General features: G+C 68.8%; 17 protein-coding genes. 7 read left to right on the top strand and 10 right to left on the bottom strand.

Features of this window, described 5'->3' with window-relative positions:
- The first annotated feature begins 198 nt into the window (after positions 1-198).
- The 4 genes from recA (at position 199) to ABN028_RS03410 (ending at position 3,744) form a co-directional block, all read left to right on the top strand.
- Positions 199-1,230, top strand: a complete 1,032-nt coding sequence (gene recA, locus ABN028_RS03395) for a recombinase RecA (RefSeq protein ID WP_349326448.1) — start codon at positions 199-201, stop codon at positions 1,228-1,230.
- Positions 1,211-1,834: a regulatory protein RecX gene (locus ABN028_RS03400; RefSeq protein WP_349695580.1), complete on the top strand. Its 624-nt coding sequence runs from the start codon at positions 1,211-1,213 to the stop codon at positions 1,832-1,834. Before recA ends, ABN028_RS03400 begins: the two co-directional genes overlap by 20 nt.
- Positions 1,835-1,941: 107 nt before the next feature.
- Positions 1,942-3,129, top strand: a complete 1,188-nt coding sequence (locus ABN028_RS03405; protein WP_349326450.1) for a GNAT family N-acetyltransferase — start codon at positions 1,942-1,944, stop codon at positions 3,127-3,129.
- A gap of 192 nt (positions 3,130-3,321) precedes the next feature.
- The gene (locus ABN028_RS03410; protein WP_349695581.1) at positions 3,322-3,744 is read left to right on the top strand and encodes a VOC family protein; all 423 of its coding nucleotides are present in this window, start codon (positions 3,322-3,324) and stop codon (positions 3,742-3,744) included.
- 120 nt (positions 3,745-3,864) lie between these two features.
- On the opposite strand, the gene ABN028_RS03415 is transcribed toward ABN028_RS03410, so the two are convergent.
- The 6 genes from ABN028_RS03415 to ABN028_RS03440 form a co-directional block, all read right to left on the bottom strand.
- Complete coding sequence (locus ABN028_RS03415) at positions 3,865-3,996, bottom strand: class I SAM-dependent methyltransferase (RefSeq protein WP_349695582.1); 132 nt, start codon at positions 3,994-3,996, stop codon at positions 3,865-3,867.
- Between the two features lie 425 nt (positions 3,997-4,421).
- Positions 4,422-5,672 (bottom strand): glycoside hydrolase family 76 protein, encoded by a 1,251-nt coding sequence (locus ABN028_RS03420; protein ID WP_349695583.1) that lies wholly within the window; start codon positions 5,670-5,672, stop codon positions 4,422-4,424.
- Positions 5,673-5,883: 211 nt separating this feature from the next.
- On the bottom strand, positions 5,884-6,744 hold the full coding sequence (locus tag ABN028_RS03425) for an amino acid ABC transporter permease (RefSeq protein ID WP_349326457.1): 861 nt from the start codon (positions 6,742-6,744) through the stop codon (positions 5,884-5,886).
- A complete protein-coding gene (locus tag ABN028_RS03430; RefSeq protein WP_349326459.1) occupies positions 6,741-7,406 on the bottom strand; it encodes an amino acid ABC transporter permease in 666 nt (221 codons plus the stop codon). Before ABN028_RS03430 ends, ABN028_RS03425 begins: the two co-directional genes overlap by 4 nt.
- A gap of 78 nt (positions 7,407-7,484) precedes the next feature.
- Positions 7,485-8,357: a glutamate ABC transporter substrate-binding protein gene (locus tag ABN028_RS03435; protein ID WP_349326460.1), complete on the bottom strand. Its 873-nt coding sequence runs from the start codon at positions 8,355-8,357 to the stop codon at positions 7,485-7,487.
- A 106-nt stretch (positions 8,358-8,463) separates the two neighbouring features.
- On the bottom strand, positions 8,464-9,225 hold the full coding sequence (locus ABN028_RS03440) for an amino acid ABC transporter ATP-binding protein (protein ID WP_502877544.1): 762 nt from the start codon (positions 9,223-9,225) through the stop codon (positions 8,464-8,466).
- Between the two features lie 236 nt (positions 9,226-9,461).
- Between ABN028_RS03440 and miaB the strand changes: the two genes are divergently transcribed.
- The gene (gene miaB / locus ABN028_RS03445) at positions 9,462-11,042 is read left to right on the top strand and encodes a tRNA (N6-isopentenyl adenosine(37)-C2)-methylthiotransferase MiaB (RefSeq protein ID WP_349695584.1); all 1,581 of its coding nucleotides are present in this window, start codon (positions 9,462-9,464) and stop codon (positions 11,040-11,042) included.
- Between the two features lie 99 nt (positions 11,043-11,141).
- Here the strand turns inward: miaB and ABN028_RS03450 are convergent, their stop codons facing one another.
- The 4 genes from ABN028_RS03450 to ABN028_RS03465 form a co-directional block, all read right to left on the bottom strand.
- Complete coding sequence (locus tag ABN028_RS03450) at positions 11,142-13,205, bottom strand: hypothetical protein (protein ID WP_349695585.1); 2,064 nt, start codon at positions 13,203-13,205, stop codon at positions 11,142-11,144.
- A gap of 2 nt (positions 13,206-13,207) precedes the next feature.
- Positions 13,208-14,452 (bottom strand): Gfo/Idh/MocA family protein, encoded by a 1,245-nt coding sequence (locus ABN028_RS03455; RefSeq protein WP_349695586.1) that lies wholly within the window; start codon positions 14,450-14,452, stop codon positions 13,208-13,210.
- 137 nt (positions 14,453-14,589) lie between these two features.
- Positions 14,590-15,675, bottom strand: a complete 1,086-nt coding sequence (locus ABN028_RS03460) for a lysylphosphatidylglycerol synthase transmembrane domain-containing protein (protein WP_349695587.1) — start codon at positions 15,673-15,675, stop codon at positions 14,590-14,592.
- The gene (locus ABN028_RS03465; RefSeq protein ID WP_349695588.1) at positions 15,672-16,517 is read right to left on the bottom strand and encodes a PIG-L deacetylase family protein; all 846 of its coding nucleotides are present in this window, start codon (positions 16,515-16,517) and stop codon (positions 15,672-15,674) included. Before ABN028_RS03465 ends, ABN028_RS03460 begins: the two co-directional genes overlap by 4 nt.
- Positions 16,518-16,903: 386 nt before the next feature.
- Between ABN028_RS03465 and ABN028_RS03470 the strand changes: the two genes are divergently transcribed.
- On the top strand, positions 16,904-18,091 hold the full coding sequence (locus tag ABN028_RS03470) for a glycosyltransferase family 4 protein (protein WP_349695589.1): 1,188 nt from the start codon (positions 16,904-16,906) through the stop codon (positions 18,089-18,091).
- Positions 18,092-18,125: 34 nt separating this feature from the next.
- Positions 18,126-19,148, top strand: coding sequence for a LacI family DNA-binding transcriptional regulator (locus ABN028_RS03475; RefSeq protein ID WP_349689510.1), 1,023 nt, complete (start codon positions 18,126-18,128; stop codon positions 19,146-19,148).
- Positions 19,149-19,227: the final 79 nt, after the last annotated feature.

Below are 19,227 nucleotides of genomic sequence, written 5' to 3' on the forward strand. Positions count from 1 at the left end.
GGTGGCGGGTTTTGTCCACAACGCTCGAAACGGCTGCATCGTCCACAGGTGTGTCGGCCACCATGATCGATGTCGGTGGCTACCTCTAACGTCGTGGTCGTGGCAGACAGAGCGCACAGAGACAGTGCACCCAAGGACAGGGCGCAGAAAAAGACCCGGGGTTCCCGGCGAGCCCCCGACCCGACCGGGATGGCGAGCATGGCAGGTCAAGACCGCGAGAAGGCCCTCGATACGGCGATAGCCCAGATCGAGCGGCAGTTTGGCAAGGGGGCGGTGATGCGCCTCGGACAGGAGGGACGCGCCCCGGTCGAGGTGATCCCGTCCGGCGCGATCGCGCTCGACGTCGCCCTCGGCATCGGTGGACTCCCGCGCGGGCGCGTGGTGGAGATCTACGGACCGGAGAGCAGCGGTAAGACGACCATCGCGCTGCACGCGGTGGCGAACGCCCAACGCGGCGGAGGTGTCGCCGGCTTCATCGACGCCGAGCACGCGCTCGATCCGGAATACGCCAAGAAGCTGGGTGTCGACACCGACGCGCTCCTGGTGTCCCAGCCCGACAGCGGCGAGCAGGCGCTCGAGATCGCCGACATGCTGATCCGCTCCGGCGCGCTCGACATCGTGGTCGTCGACTCGGTGGCGGCACTTGTGCCGCGGGCAGAGATCGACGGCGAGATGGGCGACAGTCACGTCGGCCTGCAGGCCCGGCTGATGAGCCAGGCGCTCCGCAAGCTCACCGGTGCGATCAACTCCTCCAGGACCACGGTGATCTTCATCAACCAGCTCCGCGAGAAGGTCGGCGTGATGTTCGGGTCTCCCGAAACGACGACGGGCGGGAAGGCGTTGAAGTTCTACGCCTCGGTGCGCCTGGACGTCCGCCGAATCGAAACGCTGAAGGACTCTCAGGAGGCCGTGGGCAACCGGGTCCGGGTCAAGGTGGTGAAGAACAAGATGGCCCCGCCGTTCCGGCAGGCGGAGTTCGACATCCTGTTCGGTGAGGGCGTGAGCCGTGAGGGAAGCCTGATCGACCTCGGGGTGGAGAACGGTCTCGTCCGCAAGGCCGGTGCCTGGTACACCTACGAGGGCGATCAGCTCGGGCAGGGCAAGGAAAACGCCCGCAAGTTCCTCAAGGACAACCCGGACCTCGCCGAAGAGCTGGAGAAGAAGATCAAGGAAAAGCTCGGCATCGGTCCGCAGGTCGACGCTCCTGCCGATGAGCCAGAGGACTTCTAGGGCGAAGAAGCTGCCGCGTGGCGATGGTGCGGGTGAGGGGGCGAATGCGGATCCCGAGAAGGTTGCCCGTGCCATCGTTCTCCGGCAGCTCACCGTTCAGCCGAGGTCACGCGCCGAACTTGCACGGGCACTCGAGCGGCGAGGCGTCCCCGACGATGTGATCGAGAAGGTGTTGGGCCGGTTCTCTGAGGTCGGCCTCATCGACGATGCCGCGTTCGCCCGCGCCTGGGTCGAATCGCGCCACACCGGCCGTGGGTTGGCGCGGCGGGCCCTCGCGCACGAGCTCCGGCGGCGGGGGGTGGGTGACGCCGAGGTCGGTGAGGCCGTCGACCAGCTGTCCCCGGAGACAGAGCTCGCGACGGCACGAGCGCTGGTGAGCCGGCGCTTGGTGGCGACGCGAGGTCTCGACGGCCAGACCCGGGTTCGGCGGCTGGTGGGGATGCTCGCTCGCAAGGGCTACTCGCCTGGCGTGGCTCTCCGCGTCGTCCGCGAGGCCCTGGCCGATGATGCCGACGAGGAGGAACGCGCGGCCGTCGAGCAGTTCGCCATGGCCGTCGACACGATGGACGATCCCGCTGAGTCGCCCGGCAGTGCCGGCGGTTGAGTGGATCATGCCGTCCCAGGTCAGCCGGGCGGACCGCTGGCTCTCCGGACAACCCGGTCGCCTCGGCGCATCCGGCCCCGTTAGCGTTCCGGGTTATGGCAATAGAGGTGAGGACAGCTCTCGACGGCGACCGTGAACCGATGCACCGGGTCGGCCAGCTGGGCTTCGCGGCCCGGTCTTCTGCGTACGACGAGGAAGCGGACCGCGCGGGAGTCCCGCTCGACCGCCGGCTCGTTGCCACCGACGGCGGCGAGATCGTCGGCAGGCTGTCGGTCTGGGAGCTCGGGCAGTGGTTCGGCGGGCGTCGGGTCCCGATGGGGGGCGTCGGCGGTGTCGCCGTCGATCCGGCGTACCGGGGGAGGGGTGTGGCGAGCGCCCTCATCCGCAGAGCGCTCGGGCAGATGCGCGAACGCGGCGAGGTGCTCTCGACACTCTTCCCGATGAACCACACGCTTTACCGCCGGCACGGCTGGGAGGTCGCGGGAAGCTACCCCGAGCACAAGCTGGATCTCCGTGCTCTGATCGCGCTACCGAGGCCCGCGCGCCCGACTTCGACGCGCCGCGTCGAGGAGCGAGATCTGCCGGCGCTCCGCGAACTCCACGAGGAAGTGTCGCGGGACGAGCCCGGCAACCTGTGGCACGGGCCGGACTTCGCGGCCCGACGTCTCCTCGGGGGCAAGCCGGTCGATCAGGACGCCTACGTCGCCGAACGCGACGGCGGTCTCGTCGGGCTGGTCATCGTCGAGCGCGGCGACGCGGCGGACGATCGTGGCTTCTTCACCTTGACCATCCGCCAGCTGGTCGCCGTCGATCTCGACGCGGAGCTCACGCTCCTACGCCTACTGGGCGCGTTCCATCCCGTTGCCGAGGTCGCCGAGTTGATCGCGCCCCATTCGTTCGCCCTGTCCATGTTGGTGGGTGAACGTGACCTGCGACCGGCTGGGTGGGGGTGGTGCTGGATGTCCCGGTTGGTGGATGCGCCGGGAGCGATCGCCGCACGCGGATATGACGACTCGGTCGACGTCGAGGTCCACCTTGCCCTCACCGATGACACAGCGCCGTGGAACTCTGGCGCCCACGTCCTGAGGGTCAAGGACGGCCAGGCGATCCTCGAACCCGGCGGGCGAGGGGAGGTCAAGCTGGGCGTCGGCCAGCTCGCGTCGCTCTACACCGGCTGGGCCAACCCGCGCCGGCTCAGCAGGGTCGGTCTGGTGGCCGGGGCGACCGAGGCCGATCTCCGCGCGCTTGACCGGGCGTTCGCCGGGCGTACTCCGTGGATGCGCGACTTCTTCTGAGCCTTCCTTCGGAAAGGAAGAGCCTGACGGGCGGGCGTTCGCAGCCCCTCGCGAATTGCGGTCTCATTCTGTCCGTGACCTGTCCTATGGTCAGGTCACGACCGCAGGCCACAACCGCAGGCCACAACCGCGGGCCACGACCGCGGGCCACGACCGCGGGCCACGACCGCGGGCCGCGAGTGAGGAGCTCCCGTGAAGATCGGCAACGTCACGTTCGACTGCGCAGACCCCGACCGGATGTCGACGTTCTGGGCTGCGGTTCTGGGCTATGAGAAGCGGGACTTTCCCGAGGACATGAGGCAGATGTTGCTAGCCGCCGGCCTCACCGACGAGGACCTGGCTGGCCGCGGACTCGCCGAAGATCCCGCCGGTGTGGGGCCGCGGTTCCTTTTCCAGCGAGTGCCGGAAGGAAAGCAGGCGAAGAACCGCGTCCACCTCGACATCAACAGCGCGGAAGGCCGCCGGGCGGAGCCGCAGGAGGTCGACGCCGAGATGAAGCGGATCGTCGCTCTCGGCGCCACAGTGATCCACAAGCAGGACGCGACATGGGGCCCGTGGCCCGAATATCACTATGTGATGGCCGATCCCGAGGGCAACGAGTTCTGCGTTCAGTGACCGCCAGCGCGCCGGTCACGACCAGGCGACGCACCGCTCGGCGAAGTTCTTCAACGCTCCGCTGTTGACGACGATCGTGCGCGGCTGAAAGAGACCCGCGTACGAATTCACCAGGGCAGATCAGGTCCAGTGGTCAAGGCAGACCGATGAGATGTCGGTCCCGATGACCTTCCGCGTGTGCTGGGCAAGTAACGCCGTCGTGGTGCCCCACGCGCAGCCGATCTCGAGGACCGAGTCCGCGGGTCTGACCACGCTCGGGATGGTCTGCCGCTACTCCCGGACGCCTCGCGTGGCGATGACGCGAGACCGGAACCTGTACTGCCGTTCGTTCGCCATATCCTCCGCCGCCCTCTCGCAGCCGAGGAAGATGATCGCCCCGGCTGAAATGAAGAGAGCGCCCAAGGCCACGCCATAGCGCCGGCCCGCGAACGGACCAGCATCACCAGCATGGCTTCAGACGCTCTGTCTGCCGAAGCTCTCTGAGCTACCGCACCGAACGTCCGCGTGATCGCGGAATCCGGCGCTCACCTCCTGAAGGCCTGTTCAGTTGTCGTACGCGCGCTATCAACGCCGTGGGGCATCGCCCACAGGTTTTACGTGTCACCCCACGCCGTTGACGCCAGCTCCGCTGTCAGGTCCGTTCAGGACCTCGCGTCGCTCGCGTCGCTTCCCCCGCTTCACGCGGCGAAGCGGTAGTCGCGGGACTTCCAGGCCAGCAGGGCGAAGGTCTGGATGACAGCGGACTGTTCCAGTGTTTCCGGCCGGTACGACGGGTCGTACGGGCCGCCGCCCGACGGCGGGAAGCGGAACAGCCCCAGGGCGGGGTCGCGGTTGCTGGCCCACGTGTGCTCGGCGTAGGTCTCCACGACTGCCCGGTAACGCGGATCGTGCGCGGCCGAGTCGAGCAGGAGGAGGTTCTTGAAGAAGATCGAGTTGAAGATTGCCGGCTGGTCGAAGTAGCGGTTCTCAGCCGTCCAGTAGTCGAGTGCGGCCGTCGCGTCGGCTTCGGCGCTCTCGAGGTAGTCCCGGTCTCCGGTGGCGCGGTAGAGCAGCGTTCCCGCACCGATCATCGCGCCCGAGTTGTAGATCCAGAGCGTGGGGTTGACCGTGCCGTCGAGGCCGATGTCGTTCCAGTACAGGCCTTCTGGCGATCGCAGACAGGTGCGGTTCCACGTATACAGTCGGTCCGCCCAGTCGAGATAGCTCCGCTTTCCGGTGATCTCGTAGAGGTGGGCTGCCAGCTCGGTCGCGAGCCCGGTGACGTTGGCCGCCCGGATGGAGGTCCACGACGCGTCGACCCAGAACATCCCGCCAGGGCAGGGATGCGAGGCGTCGGTGTCCCATCCCTGGGTGAGTACCTCGAAGACCTGCTCGGCCCGCTGCCGTGCGGACGCCTTGTGGGTCAGCCGGTAATGCCGTACGAACTCCAGCCCGACGATCGCGTTGTCGTCGTAGAACAGGTCGCCCCCGCCGCCGAGCGGTGGCACGACGTAGGAGGCGTAGCCGGGCGGCTCGCGGTCGGTGTTCCAGTACGCCTGCAGGGCCGAGAACCTGTCCCGCACGTCATCGTCGTACGTCCGTCCCGACCCCGGAACGACGGTCAGGTCGATCGTGGCGGCCGTGGCCTCCCGGACCGGCCAGAGGTAGGAGAAGGCGTTGTCGGTGTCCTCGCGCGGGTACTTCTCCTGGTAGAGGTGATGCTGTCCGTCGCCCAGGTAGAGGTACTCCTGGAGCGCGTCGTAGGAGGCTGTGGCCCGGCGCGCCCACTCCGCCTGGCTGGTCCCGGCGCCTTCCGCGGACGTCGACGGTGTCGTGGCGGGTGCCGCGCCCGCAGGACCCGCAACGGCGGCGGTGAGCGCGGTGGCCAGGAGGGCGCCGGCAGTGACGAGAACTCCGAGCTGGCGAGGCACGAATGCGAGGCGGGTCATGGTCGCGTGAGCCTTTCGGAGCGACGGTGACGCGGGGGGTCGGCTCAGCGTGCTCGCTTCCGCCCGCATCGTCGAGCGTCGTGACCGTACCCGGCCCCCACGCCACGTCGTCGGTCACGTCGTGGTGGACCAGTTGACGTGTGACAGGGGGACCCCTGACACGAACCTATTGGCGCAGGGGTCCCCTCATCCAACGCTCGACATCGTCTCGTCAGTCGCCGCGGGAAGCTCCAGCATCAGGACCGGCACCTGGGACGGCAGCGACAGGGACGACCCGGCGACCCTGGCGGCGCATCCGTGACTCGAGCCACTGGGCAAGCCGGCCGAGGCCGTAGTTGATGACGATGAAGATGGCGGCGAGCACGATCCCGACCGTCAGCGGGTTGTTGTAGAGCGGCGAGACGTAGATCTGCTCGCCCACGCGGACGATGCCAGGTGCGCCGATCGCGAAGCCGAGCGCGGTGTCCTTCAAGGCGACCACGCACTGGCTGATGATCGCGGGCAGCATCGACCGAACCGCCTGCGGAGCCAGGACGAGCGCCATGACCTGCGACTTGCGCAACCCGATCGCGTAACCCGCCTCGCTCTGCCCGCGCGGCACGGCCAGGATGCCGGCCCGGAAGATCTCGGCGAGGACGGACCCGTTGTAGAGCATCAGTCCGATGACGAGGGCCCAGAAGGGACCGAAGATGTTACCGAACCCGAAGAAGATGAACAGGATGAGGAGAAGGAGCGGGACCGCTCGGAAGAACTCCACGATCGCCACACTCGGCACGCGGAGCCATGCGTGGTCGGAGAGTCGGCCAGCGGCGAAGACCGCGCCGAAGACAACAGCGAGCACGATGGCGACGGCGGCCGCGCTGAGCGTGGTGACGAGACCTTCGGCGAGCGCACCGATGATGAGGGGCTTGGTGAACGCCGCCCACTTGTCCGGGGTGATCTGCTCGGTGTCCCACAACTTCCACAGCGCCCACGCGAGGACCGCGGCCATGGCGAGGGTGCCGACGGCGGTGTAGATGCGCTGTCGGGCCAGAGCCTTGGGGCCGGGTACGTCGAACAGCACCGCACTCATCGCGCCACCGCCACACGCCGCTCGAGAATCGCCGCGATCCCCGAGATCACCAGGACGATCGCGATGTAGCCGCCCGCGATGCCGATGAAGTTGTAGACCAGCGAACCGGGGAAGTCCTCGATCAGGTCACTCAGCCGGTAAGTCGCCTCTGTGACGCCGAACGCCGCGGCGACCGAGGTGTTCTTCGTCAGGGCGATGTAGACGCTCGCCAACGGTGGGATGACGGCCCGGAACGCCTGCGGCAGGATGACGAGGCCGAGCGTCTGGCCGAACGTCATGCCGAGCGAGCGGGCCGCCTCGGCCTGACCGGACTGGACCGTGTTGATGCCCGACCGCACGACCTCGCAGACAAACGCGGCCGTGTAGAGGGAGAGTGCTGTCACCGCGCGCCAGAAGAACGCGTTCCCCCAGAGGAAGTCGTCTCTCAGCAGTCCGAGTGCCGGGAGTCCCACGACGGCGATGATGAACAGCACGACGAGCGGGGTGTTGCGAAAGACGTTGACGTAGCTGGTGCCGAAGGCGCGCAGCGGTGCGATCGGTGAGACCCGCATGGCAGCGAGCAGGGTTCCCAGCACGGTCGCGATGACCAGGGAACACCCGAGGAGCTGAAGGGTTAACCAGAATCCGTCGATCAGGCGGGATCCCAGCTCGGACAGATACACGGCAGCTCTTCCTCACCTTCGTCGCGCGAACGTGTCGGTGCCCGGCGCGTCGTCACGCCGGGCACCGACCGGGTTGTCCTACTCGCAGGCGTCAGGCTTCGGCGGAGTGGGGGTCTTCACACCCGACTCGCCGAGTGTCGCCTCGAACGCCTCCGCCCAGGTGCCGTCCTCGACGGCTCCCTGGATGGTCTCGTCGAGGAACTTGCACATCTCCGTGTCACCGTGCGTGTAGCCGATGCCGTACCGCTCCTCGCTGAACGCCTTGCCGACGACCTCGAGCTCGTCGGGCTTCTGCGCGGCGTAGCCCAGCAGGATGGCGCCGTCGGTCGTCACGGCGTCGACCGAACCATTGAGCAGCTGGTTCACGCAGTCGGAGTACGTGTCGAACGGCACGGGGCTCGCGCCGTAGTCGTCCGCCACCTTGTCAAGCGACGTCGACCCCGTCACGGAGCAGGTCTTGACGTCGGCGAGCTGCTGTGGCCCGGTGATCCGGTCCTTGTCCTCCTCACGAACCAGGAGCTGCTGGCCGGTGATGTAGTACGGGCCGTACTGACCCACGACCTGGCGGCGCTCGTCGTTGATGGAGTACGACGCGAGGACGATGTCGACGGTGCCGTTCTGGAGGAAGGGCTCCCGGTTGTCCGAGACCGTCTCCTTCCAGGTGATGTCCTCGGGCGCGACACCGAGCTTGGCGGCGATGACCTTGCCCATCTCGATGTCGAACCCGGTCGGCGCGTCGGCGCCCGGCTCCTTGTAACCGATGCCGGGCTGGTCCATCTTGACGCCGATCGTGATCTTGCCGGCGTCCGCCAGCTTCGCCATCGTCGTACCGGAGGCGAACTCGGGGTTGTCGGCGACCTCGACGTCGACGCCGGTTCCCCCACCACAGGCGCTGAGGACCAGCGCGGCAACGGCGCCCACCCCCAGCAACCGCAACTTACTCATTCGCATGACGTCCCCTTCTCGGTGTCTTTCGTACTCGTTCGGCCTCGGGCCTTGGTCGGCTTCGCCTTGCAGGGCCCCGCGTGAGGCGAAGGTTCGGTGTGCAGCAGGGTCTTCAGTGCTGCAGGATCTTGGAGAGGAAGTCCTTCGCGCGATCAGAACGCGGGTTCGTGAAGAACTCCTCAGGCGTACGTTCCTCGACGATCTGGCCGTCGGCCATGAACGCCACCCGGTCGGCGGCGCTGCGGGCGAATCCCATCTCGTGGGTCACGACGACCATGGTCATGCCGCCGTGGGCGAGATCGACCATGACGTCGAGCACTTCCTTGATCATCTCGGGGTCGAGCGCCGAGGTGGGCTCGTCGAAGAGGATGACCTTGGGCTCCATGGCCAGCGCGCGGGCGATCGCGACCCGCTGCTGCTGCCCGCCGGAGAGCTGGGCGGGGTATTTGTCCGCCTGGTTGGCGACGCCGACCCGTTCGAGGAGTTGGGTGGCCTTCTCCTCGGCCTCTGCCTTGGACTTCTTGCGTACCTTGATCGGTCCGAGGGTGACGTTCTGCAGCACGGTCTTGTGCTGGAAGAGGTTGAACGACTGGAAGACCATCCCGACATCGGCCCGCAGTTGGGCGAGGGCCTTGCCTTCGCCCGGCAACAGTTGACCATCGAGGCGGATCTCGCCCGAGTCGATCGGCTCCAACCGGTTGATGGCGCGACAGAGCGTGGACTTGCCCGAGCCGGACGGTCCGATCACCACGACGACCTCGCCGGCATGGACGGAAAGGTTGATGTCGCGGAGCACGTGCAGCTCTCCGAAGTACTTCTGCACGTTGTCGAGGACGACCAACGGACGCCCGTTCGCCGCCTGGGCGGCGGGCATCTCTTCGCTCGTGTCAGTCATGACAGGGCAAGGTACCCTGTCCGCGCTCCGGTGCGCGACACAGCGGGGCGGACCGTAACCCGACTGCATTACAGATCGTCGGCAGGCCGCGTCGCCGGTCACTCATCGTGATAACCCATCTGCCGATCGTGACGGCAAGGTGGTGCGCGTGGTCGCCTTGTCGGGCACCTGCCTCCTGCGGCCGGCCCGGACCGGAGCCGTACCCTGGGACGGTCATGACGCAACGCACCGAATCCTCGCTTCCCGACGTTCTCGACACCGGTCACGCCGCCGGAGCCGTCGCGGGCGGCCGTACGTATGAGGTCCGTACGTTCGGCTGCCAGATGAACGTCCACGACTCCGAGCGGCTTTCCGGCCTGTTGGAGGACGCGGGCTACGTCCGCGCTCCCGCCGGTGACACCGCCGACGTCATCGTGCTCAACACCTGTGCCGTACGCGAGAACGCCGACAACAAGCTCTACGGCAACCTCGGCCACCTCGCGCCCACCAAGGCGGAGCGCGCAGGGATGCAGATCGCGGTCGGGGGTTGTCTCGCGCAGAAGGACAAGGGCGAGATCGTCCGCCGCGCGCCGTGGGTCGACGTCGTTTTCGGTACGCACAACATCGGCTCGCTGCCGGTCCTGCTCGAACGCGCGCGGGTGCTCGGCGAGGCGCAGGTCGAGATCAAGGACTACCTCGAGACGTTCCCGTCGACGCTGCCGTCGCGCCGGGAGTCGCCGTATGCCGCCTGGGTCGCGATCAGCGTCGGGTGCAACAACACCTGCACGTTCTGCATCGTGCCGGCGTTGCGGGGGCGCGAGAAGGACCGCCGCCCCGGTGACGTGCTGGCGGAGGTGCAAGCCCTGGTGGACGAAGGTGTGCTCGAGGTGACGCTGCTCGGGCAGAACGTCAATGCGTACGGCGTGGAGTTCGGTGACAGGTTCGCGTTCGGGAAGCTGCTGCGGTCCTGTGGCGGGATCGACGGGCTGGAGCGGGTGCGGTTCACCTCGCCGCATCCACGCGACTTCACCGACGACGTCATCGCCGCGATGGCCGAGACGCCGAACGTCATGCACCAACTGCACATGCCGCTGCAGTCGGGATCGGACTCGGTGCTGAAGTCGATGCGGCGTTCGTACCGTCAGGGCCGCTATCTCGACATCGTGCGGAAGGTCCGCGAGGCCATGCCGGACGCCGCGATCACGACGGACATCATCGTGGGCTTCCCGGGCGAGACCGAGGCCGACTTCGAACAGACCCTGCACGTGGTGCGCGAGGCGAGGTTCGCGGGCGCGTTCACGTTCCAGTACTCCAAGCGGCCGGGCACACCCGCCGCCGACATGGACGGCCAGGTGCCGAAAGCCGTTGTGCAGGAGCGGTACGAACGGCTGGTGGAGTTGGTCGAGGAAACTGCCTGGGCGGAGAACCGCGCGCTCGTCGGCCGGGAGGTCGAGGTCCTCGTCGCCGAAGGGGAGGGCCGCAAGGACGCCGCGACCAGGCGGCTCAGCGGCCGCGCGCCCGACAACCGCCTGGTCCACTTCACACCCGTCGGTGCGGTGCCCGTCGGTGCGGTGGCTGACGACGTTCAGGGAACGATCCGGCCCGGTGACCTTGTCCGTGTGGCGGTGACCTACGCCGCGCCGCATCACCTGGTGGCCGACGGTCCGGTTCTCGGCGTACGCAGGACGCGGGCTGGTGACCTCTGGGCAGCAAGCAGGAAGGGTTCGGGTGGTTCCGGCGAAACGCCCGCCACGGCCAGCGAGGCCACCGGGCGCCCAGCCCCGGTCCTGCTCGGCATGCCGTCCCTTCGCGCCTGACCCTTTCGCGACCGGAGCAGAGGCGCGCGTGCCCATGATCAGGATGGAGAGGTCCTCCATATGCCCCGCAACCTTCATGATCACGATCATGATCACGGGTCAGGGGGCGGGGGAGAAGCCTTCGGAACGGATGCGCCATCCGTCGGTGGGGAACCCGGGCGCGGGTCCTTCCGGCGCACCGTCCCAGCCGCCCGCCATCATCGCGACGGCGTAGAGCAGTCCGCCGTTGCCGGGTAGATAGAGCGGCAGCGTCCCCGGCCGCTGGAAGTTGTGACCGTTGCCGAGATAGCGGTTCTTCGGCACGTCCAGGAGCAACGCGTCGACCGCCAGCGACGGTTCTCCGACCCGGCACGCCGTCATGGCGAGAAGGGGAAAGTCCCACCCCCACGTCTCGTCCCACTCCCAGCGGTCCAGCACGTGGCGCAACGTGGCGCGCATCCGTGCGTGGTCGACGAGGCCGGTGTCGGGAACGAAGCCCAGCGCCCCGACCATCGCCGGGTGCCCCTCTGGCAGCGTCACCGGATGCTCCAGCTCGACGTAGATCCCGTCCCGCACCGGCAGGGGCGCGAGCCCACGCGCGATCGAGTCCCAGAGCGAGATCCGCGGCAGGCCGAGACGCTCGCGCCAGGCCTGCGCGGTCCGCAGCCCCCAGGCCCAGTAGCTCAGCTCGAACGCCGGGTTGCGCGCTTCCCGCCGGGCACGAAACGCGCGTTCCTGCGCCGACGCGAGCGGAGGCCCGAGGTCGAACTGTTCCCGTCGCGGATCCCAACTCGCGTACGACGCCATGAATGTCGCGGACTCGAACACGAGTGGTGCGAGACGTTCCAGGGTCCGCCGGGTGGGCCGCGCCCGCCACAGGAGCTCGGCGAAATAGATCGGGTGCGGCTGCTGCCAGATGAGGACGGCTCCGATGTCGCTGGGGCTCTCGCGTCCTTCCGGGCCCACCTGCTTGGGCCATCGGGCACCCGCGTAACCCTGCACCCTGGCGTACTCCTGCGCGACGGGGAGGATCCTTTCGTACCATCCGATGCTGCGTTCGAGCAGCGACGTGCGGCCCCACAGTGCGAAGTGGGCCGCGTGCCACCAGTGCATCTCGAGGTGGAACTTCCCGCGCCAGCTGTTCTGGACGAGTCCGGTCTCCTGCGGCGGTGTCGAGCCGGCGCAGTGGATGGCGGTGAGGTACTGCGAGAGCACGACCCGCCGCTCGAGCTCCTCCACGCGCGGGTCGGTGCTGTCGCCGAAGTCGACGACGCCGCCGGTCGCCCAGAACTCCGCCCAGAACAGCTCGGCCGCCGTCAGAGTCTCCTGCACGGTCTGCGGTGTCCCGGCAAACGGAGTGGGGGAGAAGCCCGCCGTGAAGTCCAGCGCGCCGATCCCGTCGGTCCTCAGGACGAGCTCGTGCGGCCCGGTCTGCTTCAGGTGCGCACCGCAGGACCAGGTGAGCCCGACATGGTGGACGTCCCTGTCGAGGACCCTGCGGATGTGGGCGTGGCGGCCGCGGACCGAGACCTCCGTGTGGTGCAGCGCGGCGGAGTTCCAGTCGCACGGCTCGCTCCAGTCGCCCTGGGCGTACGGAAAACGTACGGCGACAGCGAGATCGCCCCGGGCGAGGAGCGCCGACTCGATGCGCACGGCGATCAGGTCGAGCTCCGGGTCGCAGGTCGTCGCCACCTCGACCAGCGTCCCGTCGAGGAGGAACCGGCTCTCGATCCGGCCGCGCCACAGGTCGAGGCGTTGACTGATCGCCGCCAGCTCCGACACCCGCAGCCCACGGCCGTCGGCCCGGACGAACCCGATCCGGCCGAGGTCGATCCGATGCGGGTTCTGCCGAAGCCACTGCCGCGCCTCCTTCGCCCGATGGGTGACCGTCGGGTCGGAGTAGTCGGCACCCGTGGTGGCGTAGGTGACCGTGCGCCCCTCGGGCGTCTCGTAGTCCTCGTACGAGTCCGCCAACGCGAAACCCTGCGGGTTGGGCGCGGTGTGCCAGGCCCACTGCGCTTGGGTTCCCAGGCGAATTCCGTCCGCGTGGAAGTCGGGCAGGCTCTGCAGTCCGGTGACATCCACGGTGAACGCGAACTCGCCGTTGCCGACGGAAAGAGGTTCGAGCGGGTCGGCGGAGGTTCGGTGCACGGCGTGGCGGGCCACGATCGTGTAGCGATCCATCATCATGAGAAAAGGTCAAAGTGTGTGTAGTCGGCGAGCGGGAACTCTCGGGTGGGTGCGGCCCAGTCGGCACCGGTTTCGGAGAAGAGCAGGCCGTCGCGCGCACAACGTTCGACCAGGGCGTCGACACCGTCCAGGGCGACCCATCGCGCACCTTCCTCGAAACGGGCGGTGACTGCGGGTGGCGAGACGGGTCTGGGTCTGCCGGCGGATTCAAAGATCCCGGACAGGGCGAGAACGAATCCGCGGCACATTCTAAGCGGGCACAGGATTTCCCGGTCGCGCCCACCCACCACCTCGGCGAGGTCGACGAGCATGTGTGAACGGTCGACGGGACCATGAAGTGCTGGCAGGTCACCCGGAACGTCGGCCGGCAGGCCTGCGGCCATGGGCGGGTCGATCGTGAGCCTCCCGGTCGTGTACCACGCCGTGGCGGTGGCTGAGGTTCCCCTGACGACGATCCGCGGATCGGTCTGCTCTTCGGCGCACAAAGTCGTGACGGCGATGATGGTGTGGCCGTCGGTCGTGGTGATCCGGACGCTTGCCGTGTCGTCACCCTCGATGTCGCGGCAGCGGTAGAGCTCGGCGCGTACGGTCGCGGGGACGGCGGTATCTCCCGCCGCGCGCCCAGCAGCCCGCCCGGCGACCATGAGGGCGTTCATCAGGCCGTGGGCGAACGGATTGGTCAGCGTGCCGTCAAGGACGTAACGCCCCTGATGCGTGAGCCGCCCCGCCCAGCCGGTCCGCGCGTAATAGGCGTCGGAACGTTGCCACCGGCCGATCATCGCGACCAGTTCGATCTCGCCGAGCGCGCCGGTGCGCGCGAGGTCGCCAAGGGCGTCGGTCACGGGGGCCCGCGCGGTCTGGAAGCCCACCTGACACAGGACGTCACGGCCGCGCTGCACCTCGACCAGCCGGTCGAGGTCCTGGATGGTCACCACCGGTGGCTTCTCGACCAGGACGGAGACTCCCGCGGCGAACGTCTGCTCGATCATCTCCGCGTGCAGCGGAATGGGCGTCGCGAGGATCGCGATGTCGAGCGGCTCACCAGCCAGCATCGCGGCGAGCGACGGATAGCCCATCGGGTGGTGCGAGCAGGACTCGGCGACGGCCTCGGCGGCACCTGGGGCGATGTCGGCGTAGGCCACGAAGTCGAGGCGCCGGTCGAGATGGAGCTGGGCGGCGGCCCGCAGGTGGGTGCGCCCGTATCCGTTGACGCCCACCAGGCCGACGCGGGGGAGTCGCATGAGCATTTCTCCTCGCCCAAGAGGAAGCGTCCGCATCGCCCGACACCGCGAGAACCCGGGCGAGGTGCCCCGTGATCGGACACCGGCGGCGAGGTCGGCATGGGCCTGACCAGCGGCCGGACCGTCGCGATCCTAGGTCAACCGGCGCGGACGGGTCGAGCGTTGTCCCTGGTACCGGCCACCCTCGGCCGCTGGGCGACGAGTCCCCGCAGGCTCCAGAAGAGAGCACCGAGGGGGATCTCGAGAATGTAGGTGAACGTCGAGAACAGCAGGACCGCCGCAGCTACCGGTCCGGCCGGACCACCCAACGACACCATGGCGGCCGCGGTACCGGCTTCGCTGATGCCGAACCCGCCCGGCGTCACCACGACGGTGGTGAGCAACCGCCCCAGCGCGAACGCCGCCACCGCCTCGCCGAGTCCGACGTACGCACCGGTCGCCGCGAGGCAGGCGCAGAACAAACCCGCCTGGAGGACGAGGTAGGCGAGCATGCCGGCGGTCATCGCCGGCCAGGCGGTGCGCAGCAGTCCGGCGGTCGTCGTCCGCAGCCGGGCGAGCGACACACTCGGCAGGGAGCGGCGTGGTCGGATCCGGTGGGGAAGGAGCCGCAGGGCGCGGTCGGCGGTGCGTCCGGTGACCCGCGCGGCCCGGTCCCACCGCAGGGCCGTGACGGTGGCAGCCACGAGACCGATCAGGGCGAGGGCCGCCACCAACGCAGGCACGGCGACCCGCGCGTCGGGAACCCTGCCGGTGCCGAGCAGGGCCACCAGGCCGAGCGCGGGCAACAGGAACCTCGCGAGCACGTTCCACAGGCCGCTCGTCACCGTGCTCACCGCGATCGGGTTCGTCCGGAAGCCCCACGAGCGGGCGAGCGCGAACGTCAACGCCACACCCGCGGCACCGCCGAACGGCATCAGGTTGCTGACCGCGCTTCCGGCGGCGTTCAACGTCATCGCCTGCGGGCGGCTGAGGCCGGGCAGGGACGCCGTGAGCACGAAGGTGTACGCCCAGAGTCCCGCCAGCCACAAGACGACGAGTCCGGCGACGACCACCGGGTCGAGTGCGGCGAACTGCGCGCCGATGTCGCTCCACCCCACGTCGACGAAGTACGGAAGGCAGACGACGAGACCGACCGCGACCAGCAGCGAGAGGGCGGACAGGGCCATGCGTAGCGGGGCCGTTCCTCGCCGGGGGTCGGGTGTCGCGGCGGAAGGGAACGTCATCGGGCGCTCAGCCCCGGGGGTGCCGCGCTCTGGGTCGGCACCTGGTCCAACGGGTGCGTGAACGCCGAACCGGATGCCACGTCCCTGCGTACGTACCACTCCGTTCCCAGCACGAGGCGGAACAGCGGACCGGGCAGTCGCCTCAGGGCGGCGAGCGTACGGATGGAGTCGCCCCCGGTCGCCTGGCTCGCGTGCGCGGCAAGGCTTGCCCGCTTGGCCGCGGCGTACCTGCGTACGTCGATGCGATGGGTGATCTCCGTCCGCGACGCGAAGAGGTGGGCGAAGCGTTCGACGTCGAAGCCGGGCGGAAACCGATAGACGCGACCCACCAGCCGGAGCGCCCGCAGCAGCAGCTCACGGTCGACCGTGGCCTCGAGCACTGTCGGCGTGCAGGCGAGCTCGGCCGCACGGACGCCGACGCGGTGGACGTGCACGTGGTCCGGGTGGCCGTAGCCGCCGGCGGGGTCGTAGACGGTCAGCAGGTCGGCGCGTTCGGTCCGCAGCCGGTCGGCCAACCGGTGGGCGGCCTCGTCGACATCGCTTCTGCAGAAGGCCACCTGGCCCGGCCCCGGAACGGCGGTGCCGTCGAGTCCGCTGTCGGCGTAGCCGAGAACCTCGACGCGTGCACAGCCGAGTGCCTTCGCCGAGGCCGCCAGTTCGCGCAGCCGCACCTGGTCGAGGTTCTCGCTCCCTGGACGCGTGGCGGAAAGGCCATTGCCTCCGGCCGTGGCGACGACAAGGACCACCCGGTGCCCTTCGCAGGAGAGGCGCGCCATCGTTCCGCCGGTGAACAGCGCCTCGTCGTCTGGATGGGCGTGAAAGAAGACACACGTACGACTCACCCGCCCAGCCTGACATGTCGCCAATCAGAATCCGCGCATTCTCGGGGAGATCTCCGGGACACCACTGAGGATCAGAGATCTTTCGAACCTTCGCGTCAGGGACATCTCGGGGGTTCCTCCAATGGTGAACCGCGACGGCGCCTTGATAGGTATGGACGCAGGCGTGAAGGGGAATGCTGGGGGCGATGCAATAGTCCTGACGCACAAGTCCTCTGCCACCTGGCCGACGGCCACGGAAGTAGAAGAGATGTGTCGCGCGTATTGGTATTGCGTCGGCCCGATCCCACGCTAATAGACACGCCGAAATACGACAGGACAGGCGTCGAGGAAACGCAGAGTCGAATTGCGGGTGGAATTCCACCGGACTCGGCGCGTGGGGAGGGTGCATGGTGAAAGTTGTTCATGTCAGCGACTGCTTTCTACCCCGGCTGGGTGGCATCGAGACCCAGGTCGCTGAACTCACCCGGATGCAGCGTGGCGCGGGCCACGACGTCGAGATCATCACCGCGACTCCCGACCGGACGGACGGCCGTGTCGCCGCTGCGGTGCCCGTGCATCGCGTGGTCGCGCGGCTCCCGTGGGACCTTCCGGTCCATCCGCGGATGGGACACCACCTGGCGCGGCTCTACCGGGAACTGCGGCCCGATGTCGTCCACGTGCACGTCGGCGCTGTGTCGCCGTTCGCCTGGTCAGGCGTCCGGGAGGCTACGTTGGCCGGCATCCCCACCGTGGTGACCGTGCACAGCATGTGGGACGCCGGCACTGCCACGGTCTATCGCTTCCTCGACGCGATGGTCGGCTGGACGCGCTGGCGCGGAGTGTGTACGGCGGTGAGCGGAGCCGCTGCAGAGCCCATCCGCCGGGTCGTCGGGGAGCGCGTCCCCGTCCACGTCGTGGCCAACGGCATCACCATCGGCCACTGGCGTCTCGCAGCGCCGGGTGGCGGGGTCGAGCCCCACGGTCCCGTGCACGTGGTCGCGGTCGGCCGGCTCGCACCCCGCAAGCAGCCGTTGACACTGCTGCGGATCCTGCGTGACGCTCGGGACGTCCTCGCCGTCGGGCAGGACGTCGGGCAGGACGTCGGTCGGGACACTGCCGGCACGTCCCCGCTCCGGGCCACGATCGTGGGTGACGGTCCCGCACTGCCGTGGATGCGGTGGTACCTCCGGCGACATCGGATGGAGCCGTGGGTGAGGCTCACCGGGCGCCTGGACCGTACGCAGGTGCGTACGGTCCTGGAGGACGCGGACCTGTTCGTGGCACCGGCCCGGCGCGAGTCGTTCGGCCTCGCGGCGCTGGAGGCCCGGCTGGCGGGCGTTCCGGTGGTCGCGTACGCCGACAGCGGGGTGTCGTCGTTCGTCGTTGGGGAAAGGGAGGGCCTGCTGGGCCGCTCACCGGGCGAGCTCTCGGCCGCCGTGGCACGGCTGGCCAGCGACCGAGCACTCCGCGCCGCACTCGCCGCGCACAACCTCGCGAGCGTCCCAGTGCACTGCACCTGGCCGGTGGTGCTCGCCGACTTCGACGAGCGTTACGCTCAGGCCATGGCGCGGGCGCCGGTGGCGCCGGTGAGGTAGGGCTGGGGGCTCTCGACGAAGGAGAGTGGCGGCGATGCCGACGACGCTGCGGGATGTCGCGAAGCTCGCCGGCGTATCCCCCAAAACCGTCTCGAACGTCGTCAATGGCTACGTACACGTACGTCCCGAGACCCGGGACCGGGTCGAACGCGCCATCGCCACGCTCAACTACCGGCCGAACCTCTCTGCCCGGAGCCTTCGCCAGGGCAGGACCGGCATCATCGCGCTCGCCGTCCCGGAGTTGGACATTCCGTACTTCGCCGAGCTTGCCCGGCACCTCGTGACCGAGGCGGACCTGCACGGGTGGACGGTCCTCGTCGACCAGACCGAGGGCGTGCACGAGCGGGAACGCAAGGTGATCGGTGGCCTTCGCGACCAGCTCATCGACGGTCTCATCCTGAGCCCGCTCGCCCTGACGGCCGAGGACCTCGCGGCGCGCACCGACTCGACACCCATGGTGTTGCTGGGCGAACGCGTCCACCATGGTCCCGCCGATCACGTGGTGATCGACAACATCGCCGCCGCCCGGGATGCGACCAACCATCTGATCGAGCGCGGGTGCCGGCGGATCGCCGCGATCGGTGCCCAACGGGTGCCTGCCGGCGAGACGGCCCGGCTGCGGCTGCGCGGCTACCGCGAGGCACTCGCCGAGGCCGGGCTGCCCTACGACGACGAGCTCGTGACGACCACTCTGCGCTATCACCGCCGCGACGGCGCGGCGGCGATGACCTGGCTGCTGGGGCTCTCGCCCCGGCCCGACGGCGTCTTCTGCTTCAACGACCTGATGGCTCTCGGTGCGCTGCGTACCCTCGCGGAGCGGGGGGTCAAGGTGCCAGGCGACGTCGCCGTGATCGGGTTCGACGACATCGAGGACGGCCGCTACTCCGTGCCCACCCTGTCGACGATCTCACCGAACAAGCAGGAGATCGCGCGCCTCGCCGTCGATCTGCTCAAGCGGCAGATGGTGACCGGCGGTCCCGGGCGGGCCGATGCGGACGGGCCGCAGGAGATCTTCGCGCCGTACAAGCTCACGCCACGGGAGAGCACCCTCGGCTGAACCGAGCCCATGAACCGGCCCATCAGATGGGGTGTTCGGCCACCCACGCGTGACGCCTTACGCACCCACCTGGCACGGT

This window comes from Actinopolymorpha sp. B17G11, assembly GCF_040196095.1.
In the GTDB taxonomy this organism is placed as follows: domain Bacteria; phylum Actinomycetota; class Actinomycetes; order Propionibacteriales; family Actinopolymorphaceae; genus Thermasporomyces.

Bases quoted from the DNA above. Each gene is read 5' to 3' on its own strand.
- ABN028_RS03470 (WP_349695589.1), top strand. From the start codon at position 16,904: ATGGTGAAAGTTGTTCATGTCAGCGACTGCTTTCTACCCCGGCTGGGT.
- ABN028_RS03425 (WP_349326457.1), bottom strand. From the start codon at position 6,744: ATGAGTGCGGTGCTGTTCGACGTACCCGGCCCCAAGGCTCTGGCCCGA.
- ABN028_RS03420 (WP_349695583.1), bottom strand. From the start codon at position 5,672: ATGACCCGCCTCGCATTCGTGCCTCGCCAGCTCGGAGTTCTCGTCACT.
- ABN028_RS03400 (WP_349695580.1), top strand. From the start codon at position 1,211: ATGAGCCAGAGGACTTCTAGGGCGAAGAAGCTGCCGCGTGGCGATGGT.
- recA (WP_349326448.1), top strand. From the start codon at position 199: ATGGCAGGTCAAGACCGCGAGAAGGCCCTCGATACGGCGATAGCCCAG.
- ABN028_RS03455 (WP_349695586.1), bottom strand. From the start codon at position 14,452: ATGCGACTCCCCCGCGTCGGCCTGGTGGGCGTCAACGGATACGGGCGC.
- miaB (WP_349695584.1), top strand. From the start codon at position 9,462: ATGACGCAACGCACCGAATCCTCGCTTCCCGACGTTCTCGACACCGGT.
- ABN028_RS03435 (WP_349326460.1), bottom strand. From the start codon at position 8,357: ATGCGAATGAGTAAGTTGCGGTTGCTGGGGGTGGGCGCCGTTGCCGCG.
- ABN028_RS03460 (WP_349695587.1), bottom strand. From the start codon at position 15,675: ATGACGTTCCCTTCCGCCGCGACACCCGACCCCCGGCGAGGAACGGCC.
- ABN028_RS03475 (WP_349689510.1), top strand. From the start codon at position 18,126: ATGCCGACGACGCTGCGGGATGTCGCGAAGCTCGCCGGCGTATCCCCC.
- ABN028_RS03440 (WP_502877544.1), bottom strand. From the start codon at position 9,225: ATGCCCGCCGCCCAGGCGGCGAACGGGCGTCCGTTGGTCGTCCTCGAC.
- ABN028_RS03450 (WP_349695585.1), bottom strand. From the start codon at position 13,205: ATGGATCGCTACACGATCGTGGCCCGCCACGCCGTGCACCGAACCTCC.